Genomic DNA, 24,068 nt, shown 5'->3' with positions numbered 1-24,068 from the left:
GGGCGAGGGAGGTCGACCGTGGGCCATCGGGATTCCGGGGACGAGACGGGGCGAGCGAGGCCGACCGCCGGGGGGATTCTCGTCGCCTCCCTGGCCCTGCTCCTGGCGGCGGGCCCCCGGGACGCGGAGGCCCTCCAGGCCCCGGCCGGGCTGTTCGTGGTGGGGGCCGACGGGACCGGCCTGAGGGCCGTCGCGTCCCCCGGCGCCGGGCCGGACGACTTCCGCCGGGCCGCCCACCCGAGCTGGTCCCCCGACGGCCGGAAGCTCGCCTTCACCGCCTTCGACGCCACCGGCCGACGCCCCGAGATCCGCGTCGTCCCCGCCTCCGGGGGCGCCTCCCGGGCGGTCGCCGAGGGGGTCGCGCCGAGCTGGTCGCACGACGGATCGACGCTCGCCTTCATGATCAGCGGCAAGCCCGGGATCGCCACCGACTGGTCCCGACCCGGCCGCAACGACGAGCGGATCGCCGTGCTCCGCCTCCCCGAACCCGACCCGCAGGCCGATCCCGATGCCGACGCCGGGCCGCGACCCGGGCCGGTCGAGGTCGTCGCCTCGGGCCTCTGGCCGCGCTGGTCGCCGGTCGACGGCCGCCTCGCCTTCGCCGGCCGCCGGGGGGCCTCCTGGGACGTCTACGTCCGGTCGGCCGACGGCCTGGCGCAGATCCGACTGACCGACGACCCGGCGATGGACACCGAGCCGCTCTGGACGCCCGACGGCCGGGAGGTCGCCTTCCTCTCCAACCGGGGGGTCCGCTGGGACCTCTACCGGATCCCGGCCGACGGCCTCGGCGCCGTCCGCCGCCTGACCAACCACCCCCGACGCGAGGACACCGCCGCGCTCAGCCCCGACGCCTCCCGGGTCGCCTTCACCGACGACCTCGGCCGCCCCGGCAGCCGGATCCTGCTGCTCGACCTCGCCTCCGAGGTCGCCCGCCCCCTGCTGCCCGACCCCTTCGAGGACCGGGAGCCCTGCTGGTCCCCCGACGGCCGCTTCATCGCCTTCGCCAGCCGACGGCCCGGCCCCGGGTGAACCAACGGCCACACGTCATCGCCACGGCCACACCTCATCGCCCCCGCCCCGGCACCCCGAGCCCCGCAATCCCCTCCCCCGACGGCTGGCCCTCGGGGGTCGTCACCCGGACGTCGCGGACATGGGCCTCCACCCCGTCCCGGCCGCCGGGCGCCCGCCGTCCCCGCGCGACGCCCGGCTCGCGGGCGTCGACGACCTCCCGGCCGTCGAAGATGACGACGACGTGCTCGCCCCCGAGGCCGCCCTCCCCATCGGCCGAGGCACCGGCGGGCGGTCGATCCCGGGTGTCCCCGGCCCCGACGGTGCTGGGCCGAATCGGGGCACCGGGGGGTCGAGGGGTGCGTGGGGGTGGGCACTCCATGAGGTGCCCGCGACGCCCCGCGGCATGCCGTCGCCGGTCCGCCTGAGCGGCGGGGCGGCGATCACCCTCCGGCCGCCGCATCCAGGCGACATGCCATCTGGACGAGTCGGATGCCCCGGGCGGCCAGGTCGCGCTGGGCGGCGCCGGCGGCCTCGTCGTCCCGGACCCGCCGCAGCAGCGACACGCCCTCGTCGAGGCGGGCCGCGTCCCCGCCGCTCGTGCCGTAACTCATGGCGCAAGTCATCGAGCCAAGCATCAGCATATCCATGCCGGTCGTGACCCCGCACCAAGAATCCGAACGACGACGGCGACCCTCCCGGCGGGGTCCGGATCAGCCGTCGTGCCGGGGCGGATCGGGCTCGTCCGCCGATTCGAGGCGGTAGAGGGCTTGCTGGGCCTCGCGGTCGAAGGGGTCGCGTTCGAGCCGGAGCCGGTACCAGGTGCGGGCCTCGGCGAGCCGGCCCAGCTCCTCGGCCGCCCGGCCGAGCTTCAGGGGAAGCTCCGGGTCGGCCTGGCCGTCGGGGGTGGCGGCGAATTGCAGGAGGGTCGAGAAATCCTCGTACGTGCGGGCCATCTCCTGGTAGGGCCGGGCCCGCTCCAGGTCCCCGGCGAGGGTGTAGGCGCGGGCCAGGCCGAAGATCGTCTCGCGGTGGTCCGGCTCCAGGGCCTCGGCGGCCCGGAAGTGTCGGAGGGCGGCCTCCGCGTCCCGGCGACGCAGGGCGAGCGTGCCCCGGAGCCGGGCCATCCCGGCGTGGTCCTCCGGCGCGTCGGCCAGCAATCGCTCGGCCTCCGGGATGTCGCCGCGCTCGATGGCCAGGGCGGCCCGCCGCTCCCGCACCTCGGGGCTGTCGGCGGGCAAGGGGTCGAGGGCCTCCTCGGCCTCGTCGAGCCGCCCGAGGCCGGCGAGGGTGTCGGACAGGGCGAGCCGGCTCTTGTGGTCCTGCGGGTCGGCCGCGATGAACTTGCGGAGCGTCTCGGAGAGTTCGCTGCCCTCCCAGGCGGTGCTGCGGGACAGCCCCCAGAGGAAGGCGTCCTTGGAGCTCAGCGGCACGTGCGGCTCCAGCGCCCGGAACTGCTCGTCGATCTCCTCGCGGCGGAGCTGCATGCCGTAGATGTAGACCAGCTCCCGGCGGGCCTGGAACCGGTTCGGGTCGAGTTCGATGGCCTCCCGCAGGTACTCCTCGGCCCGACGGACCCTGCCCTCCCGCAGCTCGATCTGGCCGGCCAGCTTGCGCGCCTCGGGGGCCATCGGGTGGCCGTCCGGGATGCGGCAGAGCGCGGCGATGGACTCCTCGGGCCGATCATCCGCGAGGGCGATCTCGGCCCGGAGGACCCAGTCCTCGGCCGTCGGCGCCCGCAGCTCGGCGAGCCGTCCCATCGCCGCCTCGGCCTCGGCGATTCGCCCGGACCGCAGGGCGACCTCGGCCCGGCTCCGGACGGAGGACGGCCTCCCCCGCTCCCGGACGTGCCTCCACGCGGCGACGGCGACCAGGATCAGCAGCCCCCCGAGCAAGGCAGCCCCGGCCCACCGGGCCAGCGTCGGGGGGGCCTTCGAATCGGGCTGCGGCGTGGGACGGGTCTCGGGTGCCACCATGGTCGTTCCGGGAGGGTCGAGATACGTTCCGTCGGGGATCCGGGGGGCGCGGTGTCCGGGGGGTCAGGGGTCGGGATCGGCCCCGGGCTCCCGGACCTCGACGGTCGAGCCCGAGGGCACGCGGCCCAGCTCGGAGACCGCCCCGCTCGGCCATCGGACGACGACCGACTCGGCCTCCTGCGCCGCACCGAGGCCGACGATCATCCGGGGGTCGTGGGCCGAGAACATGCTGGTGCCCCCCTTGCGCTGGCGGTGGATGACCCGGCCACCGGCCTCGACCTCGACCTTCGCCCCGATGCCGTCCCGGTTGCTCCGGATGCCGACCAGCGACAGGCGGATCCAGCCGTTCTGCGCGGCGGTGGGCGTCCGGTTGAGGAGGATGGCGGGGGGGCCGTCCTTGTGGTTGACGACGATGTCCAGGGCCCCGTCGTCGTCCAGGTCGCCGAAGGCGACGCCCCGGCCCACGTGCGACGCGTCGAAGTACGGGCCCACGTCCCGGGTGGAGACCTGGAACCGGCGGCCGGCGCCCGGGGAGTCGCCCAGCGGGACGTTGCGGTGCAGCATCGGGGGCTCGGCGTGCTCGGAGTCCGCCCGGTTGTCGTCGACGTGCCCGTTCGAGACGAAGGCGTCGGGCCAGCCGTCGTTGTCGAGGTCGACCAGGCCGCAGCCCCAGCCGACCCACGGCACGCTGTCGGCGGCCAGGCCGAACGAGGGGGTCTGGTCGTAGAAGAACCCCCGGCCGAGGTTCTGGTACAGGGTGTTGTACTCGCCGGCGAAGTTGGTCACGAACAGCTCCGGCAGGCCGTCGCCGTCGACGTCCTCTGCGTCGACCCCCATGCCCGACTGGTCGTTCCCCATGTCGTCGTAGGCGGCGCCGGAGGTCTCGGTGGCGTCGGTGAAGGTGCCGTCGCCATCGTTGAGGAAGAGGAAATTCGCGTTCATGTCGTTGGCGACATAGAGGTCGATCCGGCCGTCGCCGTTCAGGTCGGCCGTCACGACGCCGAATCCGTGGCCCTGGTGGCTCGACGCCCGCCCCAGGCCCACCGCCTCGGCGCACTCGGTGAAGGTGCCGTCGCCGTCGTTCCGGTAGAAGAGGTGCGGGACCGTGCGGATCTGGCGAGGGGTGCAGTAGAACCGGAGGTTCGCCTCGCGGTCGCCGCAGAATTCGTCGTCCTCGGGGTAGCTCCAGGATCCGTAGTTGGCGACGTAGAGGTCGAGGTCGCCGTCGTCGTCGTGGTCGAGGAACGCCCCGCCGGACGACCAGTTCGGGCTCCCCAGGCCGGCCTCCTCGGTGGCGTCGGCGAAGGTGCCGTCGCCGTTGTTGCGGTAGAAGGCGTTCGGGCCGTAGTTGCACAGCACGACGTCGGGGTCGCCGTCGCCGTCGGCGTCGCCGACGACGATCCCGTGACAGAACCCCGAGAAGCCCAGGCCCGAGGCGTCGGTGACGTCCTCGAAGCGGCCGTCGCCGAGGTTGCGGTAGAGCCGATTCCGGCCGACTACGGGGGCGTCGGGCAGGATGTACTCGTTCGAGGCGAAGTAGAGGTCCATCCGGCCGTCGCCGTCGTAGTCGAACACCGCCGCCCCGGAGCCGTTGGCCGTGGGGAAGTGCTTCTCCTCGGTCATCCCCGAGACGTGGACGAAGTCCACCCCGGACTCGGGGCCGACGTCGGTGAAGCGAAACGGAGAGGGCTCCTGCTCGGTCGCCCGGCTCGGCGGCCGGAACTCGACCCCCGCCATGCGGTCTCCCACCAGCCTGGGCTTCCCCGCGTCCCCCCCGGGGGAGGGGCGAGGGGCCCGGCTCGGGAGGGCCGACGCCCCCCCCGCGGGGCTTCCCGTCGCCGCGGAGGCCGGCGGTGCCTCGGCATCCCCGCAACCGGGCGGGGAGAGCGTCAACGCCAGGAGGACCAGCCACGGCGGCCGCCGATCGACGCGGGTCCCGACCGTCGCGGAGCGGAGCGAGGGGTGCATGGGTCGATCCTTCGTCGGACCGCCGTGGGGCTCCCGGGCCGTCCGATACATCCGATCATAGTCGTCGCGACGACCGGGAGGAACCGCGCCGATCCCCGGTGTCCGGGGACGACGAATGACGGGCATGCGATCCCCGAGGCGGGGGGACGGGACCCCGGCGGGGCGGGCGACCCCCGGCACTCGGGATCGATCCCAACGGACGAGGCCCGCAGGACGGTCGGGTCGACCATCCTGGGGGCCTCGGGGACGCGTCATGAAAGGGCCGAGCGGTAACCTCCCGGCCCCCCGGACGGCCTCAATACTGGTCGGCGCTGACGGTCTCGCCGTTGGCCTTGGTGCCCAGCGACCACCAGGTGCTCCAGGTGATCGTGTCCTTGATGAACCGGACGCTGCCGTCGGCCATCAGGACGTTGACCCCGCCGGGGTGGTTGCTCTGGGCGTTGGTGAAGACGGCGGCGTCCGGGCTGCAGCCGGCGCAGTCATCCCGGCAGGAGCCGAAGGCGAACTGCTTGGAGTTCGGCGGGACGAGGGTGTGGAAGATGGTCATGCCCGTCTCGCCCCACGCCCATCGCTCGCCCTGGTTCCCCTTGATGTCATTGGCGGGGGTGCCGGACTTGAGCTTGTCCACGCAGGCCTGGAGGTAGCCGGTGACGGTCGGCCCGGGGGGGGCGGTCCCCATGGGGACCATGCTCCACATGTCGGACTGGCGATTGACCTCGGGGATCTGCAACTGCGTGACGTTCACCACGGAGTGGGAGCGGGTCCGTTGCCCGGTGGGCCTGGCGATGAGCGACTCGGAGAACGCGACGGTGTTCGACGTGCCGTCGGTGATGTCCCGGATGCCGTAGCTGAAGTTCCGGCCGAAGACCCCCGTGAAGTCGACGTCGTGATACCGGTGGGTGGTCGTGCCGGCGCTGGCGTAGTAGCTGTTGGTGTAGTTGCGCCCCGCGTTGCCGTCGGACGGGCAGAGGAACCCGGCGAGCCGCGTGTTGACGACCGTATCGTTCGTCCGGTGGGCCGGGTCGGGCCCCATCGCCGTGAGCGAGAAGTTCGCGGCGGAGAACAGCGGTTGCTGCTCCAGGTAGGGCAGCAGCATCGCCTGGGCGCTCCAGTCCCCCCACCACTGCCAGTTGGGGGGGCCGGCGGGCGTCGGGGCCCGCGAGGATCCCATCGGGAAGACCTCGTTGGTGCTATGGTAATTGTGCAGCGCCAACCCGATCTGCTTCAGGTTGTTCGTGCACTGGGACCGCCGGGCGGCCTCCCGGGCTGCCTGGACGGCCGGCAATAAGAGGGCGATGAGCACGCCGATGATGGCGATCACCACCAACAATTCAATCAGCGTGAAGCCGCGACGCTTCGAAGAACTCATGGGTCATTGGTCCGGTGGATTCGTGATGGATGGGACAAGGGATGAATCGGGGGGGACGAGGATCCCCCCCGAACGGCCGTTAACGTCCCCGCTGCTGCGTGGGGGCGTACATGTTGGGATTCTGCTCGATTTGGTTTGACATGGCCGCGCGCGACGACTCCACTTCCTCCGTCGGCGTCACAAGCTCCCCGTCCGTCTGGTTCGAGTTGCCGCAGCCCGACCCGATCAGCAGCGCGCTGGAAATCATCGCAGCGGCGAGGACCGCCGGCTTGCATCGTTGAGCGTTCAAGCGTCTTTCTCCGGCGTGACGACCCTGCTGGCGGAATCACCTGAGTAACGGGAAAATCAGGTTGTCCGCCCCTCGATCTCGAGAAATGATCCCGTCTATCATAGACATTCACGCCCCCATCGTACAGAGGCTGCCCCTCGAATTTTCCCGGTCGTTTCGCGTTCGGGGGATTCGAGCCCCCGCACCGGCCCCCTCCCGCCTCCCCGGTTGTGTGGACACGAGTAGGTGAAGCTGGACGAATCGGAAACGCTCGCCCGCACCGCGGGAGGCCACCCGCGGACGCCGCACCGAAGGCCCTGGCCGGCCACCCGGGAGAAGCGCCGCCGGTCCCGGGCCCGCCGCACGACCCGGCCGCCGACCCGTCCGACGCGGTGCTCGACCCGGAGGGCAGCGCCTTCGGCCGCGACCGGCCGATCCGCCGCCGGCAGGCGACGGCCGCCCCGCCGCACCCGGGCAAGGGCTGGGACCGGCGGGCCGCGGCGAGGGCCCGGGGGCTACTTCTTCGGGAACGAGAGCCGACCCTCCCCCTCCCACCGGTAGGCGGCCGGGTCGGTCGAGCCGAGCACGAACGGATCAGAGTAGGCGTACATGATCCAGCTCCCGGTCACGCCGCGGAACTTCCCCGTGCTCGCCCCCGGCTGGACCACGAACTCGGCGACCCACGCCGCCTCGACGATCAGGTCGCCGCCGGCCGTCACGCCGAGGATGTCCAGCGTGAAGGTCCCCACCTCCTCCGCGCCGAACTCCGGGCGGCCGTAGTAGGTGACCAGCAGGTCGCCGTTGGCCCCCTCGAACACGAACGGGGACCCCCCGCCGAATTCCCCGGTGATGACGCCGTCCTCCAGGTCGACGACCGCGGTGTCGGTCACCACGGTCCCCTCGCCGTGATGCCGGCCGAGGTGGGTCGCCTGGCCGTCGATCCAGTGCGGCCCGGCGCCCTGGCCGGGCAGCGGCAGGCCCATCGGGGCGATCCCCTCCCCGCTGATCTTGAACGGCTTCGACACGGAGCCGCCCCCCGCCCACGCCGGGCCCGCCACCACCACCAGCGCGAGCACCCCCCCCATCGGGGCCGTCCATCGACACGTCCGAATCATCGCATCCACTCCGGGAATCGAGACAAACCGAGCAGACCACGGCAAGGCAGGACCGCGCGGCGCCGCGCCGACCGCCCCCGCCGCCGGCCGGTCCGACCGCCGAGCCGGGAGCAACGATCGGACGGACGCCGAACCCCCGCCCAGGGGGGCGCGACCACCAGGACCGGCGAGGGGAACAACGCAATGAAACGATCGGCGACCACGCCGAATCAAGACAACCCGGGAGACCCCCTTCAGCGGGGCCTCCCCGACCCCCACCCCCTCCCCAGGCCGGACCGGCGACGCAGTTCTAGCCCCGGGCACCCCGGCACGCAAGCAAAATCCAGCAATCCAGGGACAAACGAATCATCCCGAATGTCCCCGCCCCTGCCGCTGCCGGCTCGACCCCAACCCCTGCCCGAGCCGGTACGCGGACCTCTGCATCCCTCGTCCGCCCTGGTGCCCCTGGCTCTGCCAGTGCCGAGCGGGCGTGGAGCACTGGCGGAGCCTGGGGCACCCAGATCGAGACTCCTCGCCAGTGCCATCCCGCCGGAGGCGGGTGAGAAGTCGATACCCCGGGCATTGGCCCCGCTCACTTGACTTGAATCTCGCCGAGAAACGACTCGGTCGCGTCTCGATGCTCGGCAAAATCGGCTTCCTCACAGACGAGGAAGAGCGTGACGCAGCCATCGGAGGTTTGCAGGAAGTAGTGAATTTCGCTCCGCGGAGGGCGCGTGTTCGGGTTGCGGAACTCGAGGACTAGCCAATCCCGATCCGAGACTGTCCCCCTGCGTTCGCGCACGAGTTCAGCGGGATCACCCCTGAATTGCTGGGCAAAGAGCAATTCCCGCCGGTGGTCGACCTCGGTCTTCTGTTCGGGACCGCTCGTCACGGTGATCTGGATCCACTCGGGCTTCTCGATCGCCCAGGTCATGGATTGATACGCGCCCGGCTCAGGTCGACGGAGAGGCGAGAGAGGCTTCCAAACAGCCATGTCGAAACCGACGCGAACATCCGGCCCGGCCGTCAACTCGATCGAGTCTGCCGGGGTGAGGAGGGCACTGGGCTGGAACAGCGAGGCGATCATGAAGACCGTCGCACCAAGATTCGCTGGCATGACACCCCCATTCGGCTCCCCGCCGCCTAACGCCCAAGCTCAGCGGACCGGCCCTCCGAGGGAAAGCCTACGCATGAGAGGGAGCCGCCGCGGCGGGCCGGGTCCGCTGCGGCGCGAGGTTAGACGGCTCGGCCGATGCTTGCGCATTCCCACGCAGACGTCGGCATGCCACCCCGCCGCCGAGCAGGGCGATGCCGAGCAGGACGTTGACCAGCGAGGCGGGCTCGGGGATCACCGCCGTCGCGAGCTGCTGGAGCTGGAAGCCGTTCAGGTCCGCCTCGGATCCATCCCCGCTGGAGGCGGTGATCGTGATCATCCCCGTCGCGTCGGCCCGGGTGGTGAAGTCGGCGTAGTTGTCGCCCTGGGCGAGGACCGGGATGCCGGACGGCACCACGACCTGACTGTCCCCGTTCGCGGTGAAGGTGGCGCCGCGGTCGGGAAGATTCGCGACGGAGTACAGGATGAGCCGATACGTGCCGCCCGGCGTCAGGCCGCTGAACGTGACGATGCCCGCGAAGCCGAGATCATTGCCGGGGGCGATGAGGTAGTCGCGCAGGAGGGCATCGTACGGGGTGCCCGCGAAGATGGCGCTCCCCGCGGCGTCGGAGGCGGGATCGAAATCCCGGTAGCTCAGCGTCACGCCCGTGTCCGCGTTCGCCGAGTCGACCAGCAGCATGTCGCCGGTGTGGGACGTGCCGACGATCCCGTTCCAGACGTCTCCCGACGCCCCCAGCACGCCGGCCCCGCTGTACGTCGGGCTGTCTTGAGCGTTGAAATCGACGTTGATCAGCCATTCGGCCCGGACTTCGGTGGCGAGACCCAGCCACACGAGAGCGGCACAGAGCGGGCCGTAGCCCGAACGCAACGCAAGGGTCGAAGGACGCATGGTCGCTCCTCATCAGGGACGCAATGCACCGAATCGGCTGTCGCACAGGGAACATGGAACAAACGACATCAAAAATGCTCACATGCCAAAAATCATAGAACGTCCCTTTTCTCCCGTGGACCTCTCCCCGCCGCCTAACGACCAAGCTCAGCGGACCGGCCCTCCGAGGGGAAGCGATCGAACGATCATGAAGCGCCGCTGCGGGCCGGGTCCGCTGCAGCGCGAGGTCAGGCGGGATCATCGGTCTCTGACCCGCCTGTCGGCTGGCGCCTCTCGTGTCGGCGAACGGCTAGGCCGTAGGCCTCAGTCAGTAGAGAACGCACGGCCTCCAAGCTCTCCTCCGGGTTCAAGACACAGACGAAGTTCTGCGCCGCGTAATCCGGATGCGGCATAATCCTGTCCAGTTCCGTGAAATCGTAGGAGCTGACATCGACCTTGCTCGCGCCGAAGAGGTCCTGAAACGTCTCTCGAGAGACGCCGATGTTCAGCCGGAAAACCCCTGGCCGGTCCAGGTTGGAAACGCGGTCATGCTCGTTGTCCGACGAGGCGAGCGTGGCGAACGGAAGCCTGCGCTCATCGGCGTAGAAGAAGAACTTGTAGCCGAACGCCTCGGTGGTCTCGACCCCGGGAAACGCGTCGAGGAGGAAGCTCACCATCGCCTTCGCGTCCATGGTCTTCTCCCGACCGCCGCCTAAAGAATCCATGTAAGCCGTGGGGCCGCCTTGAGGTAACCTCGAGTTGGTTGACGACTCCCGATGCCACCTCGCAGCGGAGCCCCACGGCCATGGCCACCATCATCGGCATCGACCTCGGCAAGTTCAAGGGCGTCGCCCGCTCCTACGACACCGCCACCCAGGAGGCCGCCTACGCCACCATCCCCACCGACCCCGACGCCCTCAGGGGGATGCTCGACCGCGCCCGACCCGACCTCGTCGCCTTCGAGGCCTGCACCGTCAGCGGCCGGCTCGCCGACACCTGCCGCGAGCTGGGCCTGGAATTCCTCGTCGCCGACACCATGACCGAGGCCTGGAGCTGGCGCAAGGTCAAGCGCAAGACCGACCGCGACGACGCCAAGAAGCTGGCCCGCATGGCCGCCCTCGGCGAGCTGCCGAGCGTCCACGTCCCCTCGCCGGAGGCCCGCCAATATCGGGAGATCGTCGCGTATCGGGATAAGCTCATCGGTCGCCGCACGGCGATCCGGGACCGCATCCGCGCCCTCTTGCAGGGCCAGGGCCTGGCGGCGCCGGTCGGCCACCGGGCCTGGACCGAGGCCGGCCGCGCGGCGATCGCCGCCTGGGCCCGGCCGCTGGCCGACTGCGGGCCGCGGGAGCTGTGGCGCGGCGAGCTGGCCCTGGAGCTGGCCGCCCTGGAGGCCCTGATCGAGCAGATCCGATGCGTCGACGCCAAGCTGGTGGGACACGCGGACGGCGACTCGCGCGTGCAACTCCTGAGGACGATCCCCGGCGTGGGCCGCTGCACCGCCGAGGTCGTGGTCGCCGCCCTCGACGACGCCGGCCGCTTCGCCACCGCCGGCCAGGTCTCGGCGTACGCCGGGCTGGTGCCGAAGCAGTTCCAGTCCGGCGCGACGGACCGCCTCGGCCGGATCACCCGCCGCGGGCCGGGCCTGCTGCGCAAGGTGCTCGTCGAGGCGGCGTGGCTGATGCTGCGGTACAACGCCTGGGCGGCGAAGCTGGTGGCACGCATTAGTCGCGGCCAGGTGACCCGGCGCAAGCAGGCGTTGGTGGCGGTGGCCCGCAAGCTGCTGGTGCGCTGCTGGGCGATGCTCCGCGACGGCCGGCCGTGGGACCCGAGGCTGGCCGGCTGCCCGCCGTCGCCGTAGCGGCCCGATGATCGCCTCCTCATATTCACGAATAAAAATTTGAACCACGCGACGCCGCCCGCGTCGCCCGAGGCCCGCCGGAGGACCCGCGCCCGTCAGCTCGGAGCTTTGATGGCACGGCGCGAGCCGCCCCGAGCGGCCCGACGAGTGCGACCGGACGGATGAGCGGCGGGCCGCATCGGATGAATGAGGCCGGACGTCGGTCCGAGACCTCGGAGAGTCGAGTGCATCCGAAGGCGTTTCTCGATGCGACCAGGCGAGCCGAGGAGCTGAGCCACTGCCGAAGAAAACGTCCGCCGACCGCTTGACCTACCCCCGGCTTCATAGTCGCCCAAGCTCAGCGGACCCGGCCGCCGGTTAGACCGTGAGTCGAAGGAGAACGCGCCGCGGCGGCCGGGGTCCGCTGCAGCGCGAGGTTAGGCGAGTTCGTCGTCCCACGACTTGCTCTTCTTGGGGAATTTCTCGACCTCGCCCCTCACGGGCCACTTCTCATCCAGCAACCTCGTGCAGTGCGGGCAGCACGTCACGCAGTCCAGATTCATGATGTAATGGTTCGGGGTCAACTTCTTGATGCGGACGGCCTCATTCACCGCCGAAGTCAGCTCGCCATTGCACCAAGGGCAGCGGAGGACCAACGCCGAACAGATCCCACTAGCCGCCATCAGGAGGCTGCCGCCCGCGATCGTGCCGACATGAATGCCGATCACCCAGGAATCTTCCGGTTCTGTCGAAAATCCCGGAGAAGGCGGGATGATCATGCACGTTATGACGACGATCCAGCCGAGGACCACGGCGACGCCGATGTGGAACGACACTCTACAGTAGAACGCCTTCCGATTGAGCACCTCCCGCGTGGTCATCGGCCTGACTCCCCGCCGCCTAACGACCAAGCTCAGCGGACCGGCCCCCCGAGGGAAACCGATGACTGACCAGAATGCGAGGCGGCGGGCCGGGTCCGCTGCAGCGCGAGGTTAGGGGATCGGGCCGCCGACGATGGTCCGGGCCAGTCCCCGGTTCTCTCTGCCCATCCACCAACGGGTGACGCCCCACGTGAGGGTTCCACCGATCAAAGCCAGTGCCAGCGCGATCAGCGAGTGACCCATCGTGATGGCCCCGTTCACGGCCTCGACCACCCGGATGATCCACTGCCCGGCATCTTCCGGCGACTTGAACGTTGTCGGTCCGGGGCCGTAGACAGCCTCATAGATCCGGCGGATGGGCCGAATCGTTGGGAGTGACATCCGAACCTCCTGACCCGCGCCGAACGCCAGCAACATGAAGCCCCAGCCGAACACTGCGCATCCCGTGAAGAACGCCCGACTCGGGCCATGCCGAAGCAACGCGCAAAGGGTTGCCGCAGACAACGCGACGACGGCGAACGTGAACGCGCCGGCCATCGCGGCGGCCAGGCCGATTGCGATGACCAGGACGAGGGCCATCAACCGCGAGATCGAATAGCGGAGCCTCACGGGGAACTCCTGCGGGACTCTGCCGCCTAACGCCCAAGCTCAGCGGACCGACCCGCCGAGGGTTAGCTTGATGATACCAGGAACCGCCGCGGCGGGCCGGGTCCGCTGCAGCGAGAGGATAGGCGTCCAGCTTTTCGTCTCCGACCGACACTGAGTACACGCTGACCTCGATGCCGATACCCAGCGCCCCGCACGCCGCCAGCAGCGCGGGAGGGAATATGTCCTTAGCCTGAGGGCTTCTCTGGACACTCTCATGGGCCATAATGGCCCTGGAAGGAGTGCCCGAGATGACCAAGAAGAGCACCAAGACCGACTCCCAGGATCGTGGCCGGTTCTCCGCCAGGCGGAAGACCGAGTCCGTCCTCCGGCTGCTCCGGGGCGAGGACCTCGACTCCCTCTCCCGGGAGCTGGGCGTCACCGCCGCCACGCTCTCCTCCTGGCGGGAGGGCTTCCTCGACGGCGGCACGGCGGCCCTGAAGAGCCGACCGACCGACGACCGGGACGAGGTGATCGCCCGCCTCCAGGCGAAGGTCGGCCAGCTCACCATGGACAATGAGCTGCTGGGGCAGAAGTGCCAGCACCTGGAGAGCGGCCGCCCTTTTGTCGCGAGGAGGCGGAGCAGTTAGCCCGCTCCGCCTCCCCCGGCACCGGCAAGCGATACGGCATGCAGCGGGTCTGCCGCATCTTCGGGATCGCCCGCTCGACCGCCTACTACCTCAAGGCCCGGGAGGCCGTGCCGCCGGAGCAACGGCCGGTGCCGCACAAGCGGGGGCCGGTCGGGGCCGGCACCGACGAGGAGCTGGTCGGCCACATCCGTCGGGTCCTGGCCGAGTCGCCGTTCACCGGCGAGGGCTACCGCAAGGTCTGGGCCCGCCTGCGGCATCAGGGCATCCGCACGGCCTCCGAGCGAGTGCGGAGGCTGATGCGGGAGCACCGCCTCCAGGCCCCCCGCCGGGGCGGCCACCCGCACGGGCCGAAGGCCCACGACGGCACCATCACGACCGAGGAGCCGGACTCGATGTGGGGCACGGACATGACCACGACGGTCACCACCGGCGAGGGCCTGGTCCACGTCTTCGTGGCCGTCGACCACTGCACCTGCGAGTGCGTCGGCCTCCACGTGGCCGAGCGAGGCGAGCGTTTCGAGGCGCTGGAGCCGCTGCGCCAGGGGGTGCGGGAGCACTTCGGCGGCTTCGACCGGGGCATCGCCCGTGGCCTGGCGATCCGCCACGACCACGGCAGCGCCTACATGAGCGACGACTTCCAGCGGGAGCTGACCTTCCTCGGCATGGCCAGCTCGCCGAGCTTCGTGCGGGAACCGGAGGGCAACGGCTGCGCCGAGCGATTCGTCCGCACGCTGAAGGAGCAGTTGCTCCGGGTGAGGTCGTTCGCCACGGTGGTGGAGTTGGCCGAGGCGTTGGGTGAGTTCAAGAGGACGTACAACGAGCGGTGGGTGATCCGCCGCCATGGTCACCGGACACCGAGCCAGGTGCGGCGGGACCTCGTCGGTGGCGTCCAGGCGGCGGCGTGACTACGATCAAGTCCCCGTCCAGAGAACCTCAAGGCCATACATATGTTCCACTGGCCGGGCACCCGCCCGCACGGGAAGTCCCATCCGAAGTCCAGCGTCACCGACTCGACGCCCGGCCAAGCCGCCAGCCGGGACAACTCCTCTCGCTGCGACGCCACGAAGGACTCGGCGTCGCAGACCTGGGCTGGGACGCTGTCACCGCCCTCGGCGCTGACCTCGAGATTGAAACCGCCCTGCTCGCTCAGACGGGCAGAGCCGGGAGTGCGAGGCTTGCCACGACGGAACACCGCACACGGTTGGAGGGCGGAGAAGGCGAGGAAGCCGTCCACGTCGAACATCGCACCGTACGCCCGTAGAACGCACCCAGGCACCGGCTCCCCCCTGCTGTGGCTTCCGCCGCCTAACGACCAAGCTCAGCGGACCGGCCCGCCGAGGATCAGCCATGACTGATGAGAAGCGATGGCGGCGGGCCGGGTCCGCTGCAGCGCGAGGTTAGGCGGCATGCCTACGCTTGAACATGCCCACGAAGACGTAGGCATGCCACCCCGCCGCCCTGCCCTCGCTGTAGACCGTGTCAGAGAATCCGTTCGAACGACGCTCCGTTGAATTTGAACACGCCATTCCCTGCCAACCACAGGTCACCATGGCGATCTGTGTAGATACCCATGATGTCCTTGCTCGTCAGCCCGTCTTCGGCCGTGTAGTTCCGTAACGACCTACCGTCGTATCGCCAGGCACCTTGCTCGACGGTGCCGAACCAGATGTTCCCATCACGGTCTTCTCCGATCGAGAACACCCGATGCAGCGAGGGGGAACCATCCGTCACGTCCCCGGGCTGAGGCACCGTTCTCCCACCGTGCGGCCCCAACCTGCCAAGCCCGTTCTCCTGCGTGAATAGGGTGGCCGTGTGTCCATCGTGCAGGATGACTCCGATCCCGTTGTTTCCGATCCAGAGCCTCCCCTTGCTGTCCTCGAGGACGCTACGAACGTGAAGCCGACCGGTGCTCTCGTTGAGTCCTAAGCTCCCGTCATCGATGATGGTGAAGGACTGGCCGTCGTATCCGAACACAGCGTCGTACGTTGCGAACCAGAGCCTCCCGCTTTTCCCCCTGGCAATGCCTGTAGTCGCGTAATTAACGCGTTGGGCACGATCTGAGGGGACCGGGTATGCCAAGTAGGTGAAGGTCTCTCCGTCGTACCGATACGCCCCCGGCTGCGCTTCCGTATCGGTCGCCCCGCTCGACCCATCCTCCTTGAACCACAGGTCTCCCGAACTCAGCTGCCAGTCGCCCCTCGACGTGTAGTTCTTGTTGGTGGGGGTGATGATCTTCTCGCCGTCGAACCCGCTGATTTCGACGCCTCCCTCGAACCAAACAACTCCGTTTTGATCCTCGTGGATCGACCTGATCTGGTTGTCGCTCAGGCCGTCTTCCTCGGTGAAATAGGTGAGGCTCTCGCCGTCGAAGCGGGCGACGCCCTCGTTCCAACTTCCGAACCAGTAGTTGCCCTTGCTGTCCTCAAGGATGGAGCGCACGGTCTTGAACCGGAGTCGTGCAGGCGGACCGATGGCGCTGTCGTTCAGCTTCGATCTCGTCGCGTCCTGCTTCGTCGTGCAGGAGGTTGCGGGGACGAGTGCAAGCACGACGACTGCCGCCAGAGCCCTCTGCACCTGACCGCGCGTCATCAGCTGCTCCATGTCAAGGATGGTCCAGTTCGCACTGTAGTCTTGGGGCTCATTGAAATCCCTTGTCTGCCTAACCTTGTTTCGGCGCACGATTCGTCGCGATCGCGACAAATCGACGTCCGAAAATTCGTGATACAACACGACTGAACGCGCGTCTAATCCCGGACGTCGGATCCAATCTGGCTGCGATCGCCGGGGATTGCAAGGAATTTACCGGGATCCGACGTGCAAACACGTACGAAGGGCGATCGTGCAATCCACCCCGATGACGACGGCTGGCCGGGGACGATCGGGATTCTCGGCCCGCCGGCCGGAAAAAGTGACTGCCGGGGCCCGATTCCCTGATCTTAAGGGTGTACGGCCGACGCCGATCGCGCGGGACGACGCCGTCCCGCACCGGCGCGGCCGGGCCGGTCCCCGGCCCGGGCACCTCTTGAGATCACTTGCGATGACGACCCCCTCCGAGAAGCAACTCGCGGCCAACCGCCGCAACGCCCTCCGCTCCACCGGCCCCAGGACCGCCGAGGGCAAGCTCCGCAGCCGCCGCAACGGCCTGGTCCACGGGCTGGCCGCCCAGGTGGTCGTGCCGGAGGAGGACCGCGCCGCCTTCGACGCCCAGCTCGCCCGCTGGGACCGCGAGATGGGCCCGGCCAACGTCGTCGAGCGGCACCTCGCCCGCCGCGCCGCCGCCAACGCGGTGAAGCTCGAACGCATCGAACTCGCCCGGGAGCAGACCCGCCGCGAGGCCGCGCTGAAGGCCCTGGCCGGCTGGGAGAAGCGCCGCCAGGCCCGGGCCCGCCGCAAGGCCCAGGACCTCGCCCGGGATCCCAGCAACACGGTGCTCGACCTGGAGGGCACCGCCTTCGGCTGCGACTGGCTGATCCGCCAGTGGCAGGCCCTGGACGCCCCCTTGCAACTGGGCCAGGGCTGGGACCAGCGGACGGTGCTGAAGGCGCAGGCGCTGCTCGGCTTCCCGGACTACTTGCCCGGCCCCGACGCCAACCGGGAGGTCCGACGGCTCTGGTTGCTGGCCGCCGCCGCCTCGCCGGCTCAGGTGACGGCGCTGCCCCGGCTGGAGGCCGAGGGATCGCTGCCCACCGACCCGGCCCACGCCCGGGCTACCCTGAGCCGGTTCGTGGCCGAGCAGGTGCGGCGGCTCGAAGGGCTGCGGGCCGAGTCGTGGGAGGAGGTGGAAGGGCCCGAGGGCCGCGCCATTGCACTCCAGGCGGCGGCGGCCGACCCGTCGGGCGAGGGCCAGCTGATGCACCGCTACGAGTTGGCGGCCGACCGCTCGGCGAATGCCGCCGTCCGGCTGTTCCTGAACCTGCGGGACCGCCGGCGCCGGGAGCTGCTCGAATTGTCGAAGGAGGCGCGGCACTGCTCGATCCCCCGGGCCCCGGTGGGGGGCGGCTGGTGGTGCGAGGTCGACGCCGACCCGGCCCCCCCCGGCTTCGAGCGGATCGCCTCCGAGCCGTCGCCCGATCCGGTCGGGCCGGATTCCCTCCCCGGCTCCCCGATCCCCTCGGCCGACGCCGACCCCGCGCGGGTCCCCCTCGTCGTCGAGGTCCCAGCCGAACCGATCGACGCCTGCTCGACCGGTTCCACCGGGCCCGAGGCCCCGTCCGAAGGGCCCGGTGCGCCGAGGCGGAGCGAACCCAATTCGGCGGGCGACTCGGCCGGGAAAAATGATCGTAAGTCGAATCAAGGGAATGCGTTGCGAATCCGGTTCGTGCGGAATGCCCCGGGCGTCGATCGGCGCACCGGGCCGACACCGACCCCGCCCCGGCCGACCCCGGGGCGGCCCGATCGGGCCGGTTGAGCCCGGCCTCGCCGAGCGTCCCGACCGTCGCCGACGATCTCGACACCCGAGCGAGCCGCCGGGCCCGGTCGCCGAACCCGCTCCCCGGCCCCGAGGCCCGGCCGCCCCGCTGGATGTTGGCCGAGGATGCTCGTCCCGGGGGGCGTTCCCGGGCAGGTCGACCTCTTGCGGGGTCGCGGCCGGGGTGGCTGGGGTCTCGTCGGCGAGACCCCGGTTCGGCGGCCTCGGGGACCGGGGTCTCGCCGACGAGACCCCAGCCACCCAAGGGTGATCGATCCGGGGAGATCCGCATGAGTCGCGGAGAGGAGGGACGGGGCACGTCGAGCCGGTCCGGGGCGGAGGGGGCGACCGGGCATCAGCCGGGCCAGACGATCCCTCGTCTCCATGGCTCGCCTGCTCGGACCGGCGGCCCTCCGGGCGAGCCCGGATCGGCGGAATCCGGAGGCACGCCCTCGAGGTCGCTTCCCTTGACCCGACCCGGGCGGCTCCGGAACAATGGGACGCGACGCCCCCCATCGATGGTCGCCCGGCCCGCCGCCGCCCCGCCGCATTCGACTTGCTTGAGGATTTGCCCGCGCATGGCCACCACCAGCTCCCGCGATGCCGACGCCGCCGCCGACCCGAGGCGGCTGCCCGACGCCCTCGGCCGCTTCGGCGCCTTCGGCGGCCGGTTCGTCCCCGAGACGCTCATGGACGCCCTCGACCAGCTGGCCCGGGCGTATGAGCAGATCAAGACGGATCCCTCCTTCTGGCGGGAGCTGGACGACTACCTGGCCAACTACGTCGGCCGCCCGTCGCCGCTCTACTTCGCCGGGAGGCTGTCGGCGATGGTCGGCGGGGCCGACATCTACCTGAAGCGCGAGGACCTCAACCACACCGGCGCCCACAAGATCAACAACGGCATCGGCCAGGTGTTGCTGGCCCAGCGGATGGGCAAGGCCCGGGTCATCGCCGAGACCGGGGCCGGCCAGCACGGCGTGGCCACCGCCACCGCCTGCGCCCTGACCGGCCTGGAGTGCACCATCTACATGGGGGAGGAGGACATCCGCCGCCAGAAGCTCAACGTCTTCAACATGAGGACGATGGGCGCGACGGTCGTCCCCGTGACCGCCGGCTCCCGGACCCTCCGGGACGCCACCAACGAGGCGATGCGCGACTGGATGGGCTCGTCCGAGCGGACCCACTACACGATCGGCTCGGTGGTCGGCCCGCACCCGTTCCCGATGATCGTCAGGGACTTCCAGTCGGTCATCGGCAAGGAGGCGAGGGAGCAGTGCCTGGCCCGGGTCGGCCGCCTGCCGGACGCGGTGGTCGCCTGCGTCGGCGGCGGCTCCAACGCGGCGGGCATGTTCTTCCCCTTCCTCGGCGACGAGTCGGTCGAGATGATCGGCGCCGAGGCCGGGGGCCGCAATTCGAACCTCGGCCAGCACGCCTCCAGCCTGACCAAGGGGGCGCCCGGGGTCCTGCACGGCAGCTTCAGCTACGTGTTGCAGGACGACGAGGGCCAGACCAGCGACGTGCACTCCATTTCCGCCGGGCTGGACTACCCCGGCGTCGGCCCCGAGCACAGCTACTGGAAGGACATCGGCCGGGTCCGGTACGAGTCGATCACCGACGCCGAGGCGCTGGAGGCGTACCATACGCTCGCCCGTCGCGAGGGGATCCTCCCGGCGCTGGAGTCGAGCCACGCCGTCTCCCAGGGGATGAAGGAGGCCGCCCGGCTCGGCCCCGGCAAGGTGGTGGTCGTCTGCCTCTCCGGCCGGGGCGATAAGGACGCCTACGAGATCGCCCGGATCCGGGGCGAGCCGATGGACTGACCGACCCCGCCCGGCCCGGCGCCGGCCCCGATCAGAACCGGGCCGTCCAGGCCGGATCCCCGTACTTCGTCTCGACCAGTTCCGCCACCAGGGCCTCCGGCACCGGGGGCTCCTGGGGCTCGACCCCGGGGGGGATCCAGGCGTCCCGGAAGGCCCGGAGGATCGCCCCCCTCGGCAAGGGCAGGTTGGTGACGAAGGCGGCGTGATCCCGGCCGGCCCGGTACTCGGGCTGGCGACGGGGTGGGACGCCGAGGTACCGGGCGATCAAGTCGGCGGGCAGGTCGTAGAGGATCGAGGCGTGCACGAGGGCGCAGCGCCTCAGCCTCCGCTGGGCGCTGCCCGAGCACTTCCGGCCGCCCAGGGCCAGGTCCCCCGAGCCGCGCACCTCGACCGGGGGCCCCAGGGCCCGGAGCCGGTCGGCCAGCCGGCCGAGCACCCAACGCTGGAGCTCCCCCACGGCGGCGCCCCCCGGCACCGAGGCGATCGGCAGGATCACCGACACGCTCAACGCCCCCGGCCCGATCAGGACCGTCCCCCCGCCGCTGGCCCTCCGGGAGACGGGGACGCCGTCGAGGAGGCAGGCGTCCCGGTCCACCGCCTCGGCCATCCGACACGAGGCCCCCATCACCACCGCCGGCCCCGGCAGCTCCCAGGAGCGGAGGATCCCCGGCCCGGCGTCCCCCCGGCGGTCGGCCTCGATCAGCAGGGCCTCGTCGAGCGCGAGGTTGGCGAAGACCCCCGGCAGGGTGAGGTCGAGCACCCGGAACGGCGGCAGGGCGGGGTCGGGCATGGCGGGCGATGGTCCCGGGGCACCGCACGGGGGCCGGAAAACCGAGCACCGGCGTCGCAGGAGGGTGGGGCGGCTCGACCGATCGATCCGCCCGGCCGGACGGCCGACCAATCGGGCCTCGGGTCGTTGTCGTCGGTCAGGCCTTGGACGAGGGACCATCACCGGCGACGAGAGGGGATGCGGCCGGGCCCCGGACGTTCGGTCGGGCCCGGGCCGCGCCGGGGGGGAGATCGGCCCGGATCAGAAGTCGTCTTCGACGCGGAAGACCTTGTGGCACTCGGCGCAGGACTTCTTGACCTCGGTGTGGGCGGCCTTGGCCTTGGCCTGGTCGCCTTCCTCGGAGAGCGTGACCAGGGTCTCGCAGTGCTCGATCATGTCGTCCATCAGTTCCTGCCACTTCTCCTTCGGGTTCTCGATGTCCTTGGCCTTCTCGATCGCCTCCTCATTCTCCCGGGCCTTCTTGCCCAGCTCCGTGAGCTCCTTGGCGTGGGTGACGATGTCTTCCTGCGACTTCTTGAAGCTCACCGGCGTGCGGATGTACCGGTTGATCTTGTTGTTGGCGGCGGTGACCTTCTCCATCAGCTCGTGCAGCTCCCCCTCCTCCTGGGGGGCGGCGCCCGAGAGGCCGACGGTGAGCAGGGCGACGAAGGAGACACCGGCGGCCAGCGCGAGCGACTTGCGCAACATCATCGGTCGAGGACTCCGATTCTGGGGTTCGTGCGGGGGGCGAAACCTTGCGTACCGGGCGTGCGGGGCGGGTCGGTTCGATCGGCAGGGGGCGTCGGCCGCGCACGAACTCTCCGGCCGACGCCCGACAGCGGGTCTGCCTGGCGGTCTTGCCACCATAAACACCGCCGGGCGCCGATGCAAGCCACGCGGCGGCAGCGAATGTCTCCGGAGTCGATGTCTCACCCGCTGCCCGAGGCATGTTCGGACGTCCCCTGGCTGGCCCTTAACGACGGAGCCCTCGACGAATTAGTTTCGCAAACGATCCAAAAGGTTGGAATCACTTTGATAGATTTCAGTCGCCTGGTCATTGGGTGACTCATTGCTTTGATTCTTGGATAGAATCATGCATGCCCCATGAACACCCATGAGGGAACTAAGATGAGGTCCAAGAGCTCGTCAATCCTCATATCGATGCTGGGCCTTGCGTTGCTCAACGGCTGCTCCAACCCAAGCCGGCAGGACGGCACGCAGGTGCAGGTAACCGAGGAAACGAAGGCCCAGATCCAGGACATGAGGGACACCTACAAGGACATGGCAGACGACCGGTTCAAGGGCCAGTGAGTTGACCGTCGCGGCCGGGCGATCCCGGCCCGCAAGGGGGACGGGACGGCCCCCCGGACGACCCGGAGGGGCCGATCGCAGACACCAGTTCGCCAACAGGTCTCCTGAAGGAGCGCACGGATGAACACAGCTCCGCGTCGGGGCTTCACCCTGATCGAGCTGCTGGTGGTGATCGCCATCATCGGCGTCCTGATCGCCCTGCTGCTGCCCGCCGTCCAGTCGGCCCGGGAGGCGGCCCGCCGGGCCCAGTGCACTAATAACCTCAAGCAGCTCGGCCTGGCGCTGCACAATTACGAGAGCGCCTCCGCCGGGTTCCCTCCGGGCATCGTGACGACCACGTCGAACCTGCCCGACGAGTTCTCCACCTGGGTGGCCTGGAGCCCCCAGTCGATGTTGCTGCCCTACCTGGAACAGCAGCCGCTGTACAACGCAGCCAACTTCAACTGGGCCTGCTGCTGGTACGGCGACGAGGCCTACGTGACCAACTCCACCGTGGTCTTCACCCGGATCGCCGCCTTCCTCTGCCCCTCCGACGGCAACGCCGGGGTGCAGAACATCAACAGCTACTACGCCAGCCTTGGCACGACGATCCACCGCTACGGCCCGCCCAACGGCGACACCACCGGGCCCTTCACCCTGTACAACAGCCAGTCGAGGTCCGGCCGCTACGGGATCAGCGACCTCAAGGACGGCACGTCGAACACCATCGCCTTCGGCGAGGGGCTGGTCGGCGACGGCGGCAACACCCAGTAGCAGGGCAACGGCATGACGGGGGCGGGCACGCCGCCGGCGGGCCTGAACACCATGGTCAACGCCCTGGACAACCCCGCCCTCGTCACCCAGGGGCTCCAGGCCTGCAACGCCTGGTGGCAGGGCACGGCGATCCTCGGCTGCCCCGACGGCAACTGCAACCGATCGGGGCTGAAGAACTACATCGGCCAGCTCTGGGCCCTGGGGGAGCGGGGCTACACCCTGTTCCACACCGTCGTCCCGCCCAGCTCCACCCAGTATCCCTGGCGGTCGTGCGGCTTCACCTGCGCCGGCTGCTCCCCCGAGGGCTCCAACTTCGTCAACGCCAGCAGCGACCACCCCGGGGGCGCCAACTTCGCCTTGGCCGACGGCAGCGTGAGGTTCCTCAAGTCTACGATCGACCCGCTGGTCTACATGGCCCTGGGCACCCGGAAGGGTGGCGAGGTCGTCAGCGCCGACCAGTATTGACCCGACCGGGGGGACCGAGCACCCCCGATCCCACCGCCGGCCGTCGCGACCGCCCGGGCGGTCGCGACGGCCGGGCCCGTTTCGAAGGGCGGGTTCATCCGACAGGGGCCGGGCCCTTCGGGCGTCCCGCCTCGGCGGGGGAGGCCGCCCGGGCCGTCCCGAAGGCCGCCGAGACGGCCACGAAGAGGTGTAGCAACAGTCGGGTCGCCACGGCCGCCGAGATCGGCTCCGACGTGCCGGCCACGGGGAAGGCCAGGGCGCCGGCCAGGTCGTACAGGACCGCTCCCCCGGCCGCCCCGACCAGGCCCCCGACGACCGCCCGTCCGACACCTCTCCCCAGCCCCAGACCGACCCCCAGCGCCGCCCCCCCGGCCGCCCCGACGGCCGCCGCGATCCCGGCGTGGGTCAGCATCGGCAGCAGCAGGTGTCGCTCTGGGGGTCGAACCGGGAGTAGTAGATCTGGAGCATCCCCAGCGCGGCCCCCCCGCCGGCCGCCGCTCCCAGGACGAGCCCCGCCAGGCCGCCCTTCACCGAGCCCGGGGCCGACCCTCGTCCCAGGCCCCCGACGATCCCCAGCGCCAGGCCCAGCGACGCTCCCAGGGCGGCGAACGTCTCGACGGCGACGGCCTTGCGGGCATTCAGCAGGGCCAGCTTCGTCTCGATCGAGGGGAAGGGTTCCATCCGGGGAGTGAGCCCGTCCCGGTGGGCTTCCATCAGGGCCTCGCCCGCTTCCCAGGCGGCGAACCCGGTCGCCCGCCCGGCTCCGAGGGCCCAGGCCAGGAGCCGACCAGCCCCGGTTGTCGCCGAGGTCGTTGCGGTGGGAGGGCTCGGGCTCGGGCTCGGGCTCGGGCCGGCGCCGATCGGCGAGGAAGAAGCCTGTCCGGGGGAATTGCCGTGTCGCGACTCGGGGTCGAGGGGAGAAGA

At 70.4% G+C, this 24,068-nt stretch carries 23 protein-coding genes and 1 pseudogene; 8 read left to right on the top strand and 16 right to left on the bottom strand.

All coding sequences use genetic code 11. The annotated features are described in order from the left end of the window. Positions 1-18 precede the first annotated feature (18 nt). Positions 19-1,029, top strand: coding sequence for a TolB family protein (locus ElP_RS13270; RefSeq protein WP_197446955.1), 1,011 nt, complete (start codon positions 19-21; stop codon positions 1,027-1,029). 422 nt (positions 1,030-1,451) lie between these two features. Here ElP_RS13270 and ElP_RS37990 read toward each other — a convergent pair whose 3' ends face one another. From ElP_RS37990 to ElP_RS13230, 9 genes are all read right to left on the bottom strand, one after another. Then, the gene (locus ElP_RS37990) at positions 1,452-1,622 is read right to left on the bottom strand and encodes a hypothetical protein (RefSeq protein ID WP_197446954.1); all 171 of its coding nucleotides are present in this window, start codon (positions 1,620-1,622) and stop codon (positions 1,452-1,454) included. A gap of 99 nt (positions 1,623-1,721) precedes the next feature. Next, positions 1,722-2,984 (bottom strand): tetratricopeptide repeat protein, encoded by a 1,263-nt coding sequence (locus ElP_RS13265; RefSeq protein ID WP_145269993.1) that lies wholly within the window; start codon positions 2,982-2,984, stop codon positions 1,722-1,724. Positions 2,985-3,047: 63 nt separating this feature from the next. Continuing rightward, the gene (locus tag ElP_RS13260) at positions 3,048-4,952 is read right to left on the bottom strand and encodes a CRTAC1 family protein (protein WP_145269991.1); all 1,905 of its coding nucleotides are present in this window, start codon (positions 4,950-4,952) and stop codon (positions 3,048-3,050) included. A gap of 295 nt (positions 4,953-5,247) precedes the next feature. Next, complete coding sequence (locus ElP_RS13255; RefSeq protein ID WP_145269990.1) at positions 5,248-6,321, bottom strand: DUF1559 domain-containing protein; 1,074 nt, start codon at positions 6,319-6,321, stop codon at positions 5,248-5,250. Between the two features lie 79 nt (positions 6,322-6,400). Beyond that, on the bottom strand, positions 6,401-6,610 hold the full coding sequence (locus ElP_RS13250) for a hypothetical protein (RefSeq protein ID WP_145269988.1): 210 nt from the start codon (positions 6,608-6,610) through the stop codon (positions 6,401-6,403). A 494-nt stretch (positions 6,611-7,104) separates the two neighbouring features. Beyond that, positions 7,105-7,704, bottom strand: coding sequence for a hypothetical protein (locus ElP_RS13245; protein WP_145269986.1), 600 nt, complete (start codon positions 7,702-7,704; stop codon positions 7,105-7,107). 571 nt (positions 7,705-8,275) lie between these two features. Next, positions 8,276-8,770 (bottom strand): hypothetical protein, encoded by a 495-nt coding sequence (locus tag ElP_RS13240; protein WP_145269984.1) that lies wholly within the window; start codon positions 8,768-8,770, stop codon positions 8,276-8,278. Positions 8,771-8,867: 97 nt separating this feature from the next. Then, positions 8,868-9,686 (bottom strand): hypothetical protein, encoded by an 819-nt coding sequence (locus tag ElP_RS13235; RefSeq protein ID WP_145269982.1) that lies wholly within the window; start codon positions 9,684-9,686, stop codon positions 8,868-8,870. 227 nt (positions 9,687-9,913) lie between these two features. Beyond that, the gene (locus ElP_RS13230; protein ID WP_145269980.1) at positions 9,914-10,357 is read right to left on the bottom strand and encodes a DUF6194 family protein; all 444 of its coding nucleotides are present in this window, start codon (positions 10,355-10,357) and stop codon (positions 9,914-9,916) included. 113 nt (positions 10,358-10,470) lie between these two features. On the opposite strand from ElP_RS13230, the gene ElP_RS13225 reads away from it, so the two are divergent. Next, a complete protein-coding gene (locus ElP_RS13225) occupies positions 10,471-11,526 on the top strand; it encodes an IS110 family RNA-guided transposase (RefSeq protein ID WP_145269978.1) in 1,056 nt (351 codons plus the stop codon). 416 nt (positions 11,527-11,942) lie between these two features. On the opposite strand, the gene ElP_RS13220 is transcribed toward ElP_RS13225, so the two are convergent. Further along, entirely contained in the window at positions 11,943-12,386 is a 444-nt protein-coding gene (locus tag ElP_RS13220) for a hypothetical protein (RefSeq protein WP_145269976.1), read from the bottom strand. A gap of 111 nt (positions 12,387-12,497) precedes the next feature. Further along, complete coding sequence (locus ElP_RS13215) at positions 12,498-12,965, bottom strand: hypothetical protein (RefSeq protein WP_145269974.1); 468 nt, start codon at positions 12,963-12,965, stop codon at positions 12,498-12,500. A 317-nt stretch (positions 12,966-13,282) separates the two neighbouring features. Between ElP_RS13215 and ElP_RS13210 the strand changes: the two are divergent. Continuing rightward, positions 13,283-14,526: pseudogene (locus ElP_RS13210) on the top strand (IS3 family transposase). A 574-nt stretch (positions 14,527-15,100) separates the two neighbouring features. Here the strand turns inward: ElP_RS13210 and ElP_RS13205 are convergent. Further along, entirely contained in the window at positions 15,101-16,222 is a 1,122-nt protein-coding gene (locus ElP_RS13205; RefSeq protein WP_145269972.1) for a ligand-binding sensor domain-containing protein, read from the bottom strand. Positions 16,223-16,658: 436 nt separating this feature from the next. Between ElP_RS13205 and ElP_RS13200 the strand changes: the two genes are divergently transcribed. Together ElP_RS13200 and trpB are read left to right on the top strand one after the other, a co-directional pair. After that, positions 16,659-18,029: a hypothetical protein gene (locus ElP_RS13200; RefSeq protein WP_145269970.1), complete on the top strand. Its 1,371-nt coding sequence runs from the start codon at positions 16,659-16,661 to the stop codon at positions 18,027-18,029. 578 nt (positions 18,030-18,607) lie between these two features. Continuing rightward, entirely contained in the window at positions 18,608-19,846 is a 1,239-nt protein-coding gene (gene trpB, locus ElP_RS13195; RefSeq protein ID WP_145269968.1) for a tryptophan synthase subunit beta, read from the top strand. A gap of 31 nt (positions 19,847-19,877) precedes the next feature. Here the strand turns inward: trpB and ElP_RS13190 are convergent, their stop codons facing one another. After that, a complete protein-coding gene (locus ElP_RS13190) occupies positions 19,878-20,636 on the bottom strand; it encodes a lipoate--protein ligase family protein (RefSeq protein ID WP_145269965.1) in 759 nt (252 codons plus the stop codon). 240 nt (positions 20,637-20,876) lie between these two features. After that, positions 20,877-21,326: a cytochrome c gene (locus ElP_RS13185; RefSeq protein WP_197446953.1), complete on the bottom strand. Its 450-nt coding sequence runs from the start codon at positions 21,324-21,326 to the stop codon at positions 20,877-20,879. A gap of 417 nt (positions 21,327-21,743) precedes the next feature. On the opposite strand from ElP_RS13185, the gene ElP_RS13180 reads away from it, so the two are divergent. The 3 genes from ElP_RS13180 (at position 21,744) to ElP_RS37980 (ending at position 23,144) form a co-directional block, all read left to right on the top strand. Beyond that, entirely contained in the window at positions 21,744-21,926 is a 183-nt protein-coding gene (locus ElP_RS13180; protein WP_145269962.1) for a hypothetical protein, read from the top strand. Between the two features lie 120 nt (positions 21,927-22,046). Beyond that, entirely contained in the window at positions 22,047-22,679 is a 633-nt protein-coding gene (locus ElP_RS37985; protein ID WP_197446952.1) for a DUF1559 domain-containing protein, read from the top strand. Positions 22,680-22,691: 12 nt separating this feature from the next. After that, entirely contained in the window at positions 22,692-23,144 is a 453-nt protein-coding gene (locus tag ElP_RS37980; protein ID WP_197446951.1) for an H-X9-DG-CTERM domain-containing protein, read from the top strand. Positions 23,145-23,238: 94 nt separating this feature from the next. Here ElP_RS37980 and ElP_RS13170 read toward each other — a convergent pair whose 3' ends face one another. Further along, entirely contained in the window at positions 23,239-23,556 is a 318-nt protein-coding gene (locus ElP_RS13170) for a hypothetical protein (protein ID WP_145269960.1), read from the bottom strand. After that, positions 23,550-23,858: a hypothetical protein gene (locus tag ElP_RS13165; protein ID WP_145269958.1), complete on the bottom strand. Its 309-nt coding sequence runs from the start codon at positions 23,856-23,858 to the stop codon at positions 23,550-23,552. The genes ElP_RS13170 and ElP_RS13165 overlap by 7 nt, the downstream gene beginning before the upstream one ends. Between the last annotated feature and the right edge of the window lie 210 nt (positions 23,859-24,068).

Source organism: Tautonia plasticadhaerens (assembly GCF_007752535.1).
GTDB classification, from domain to species: domain Bacteria; phylum Planctomycetota; class Planctomycetia; order Isosphaerales; family Isosphaeraceae; genus Tautonia; species Tautonia plasticadhaerens.
Note: the sequence above shows the minus strand (reverse complement) of the source record. Positions and strands in the feature narration are given on the sequence as shown.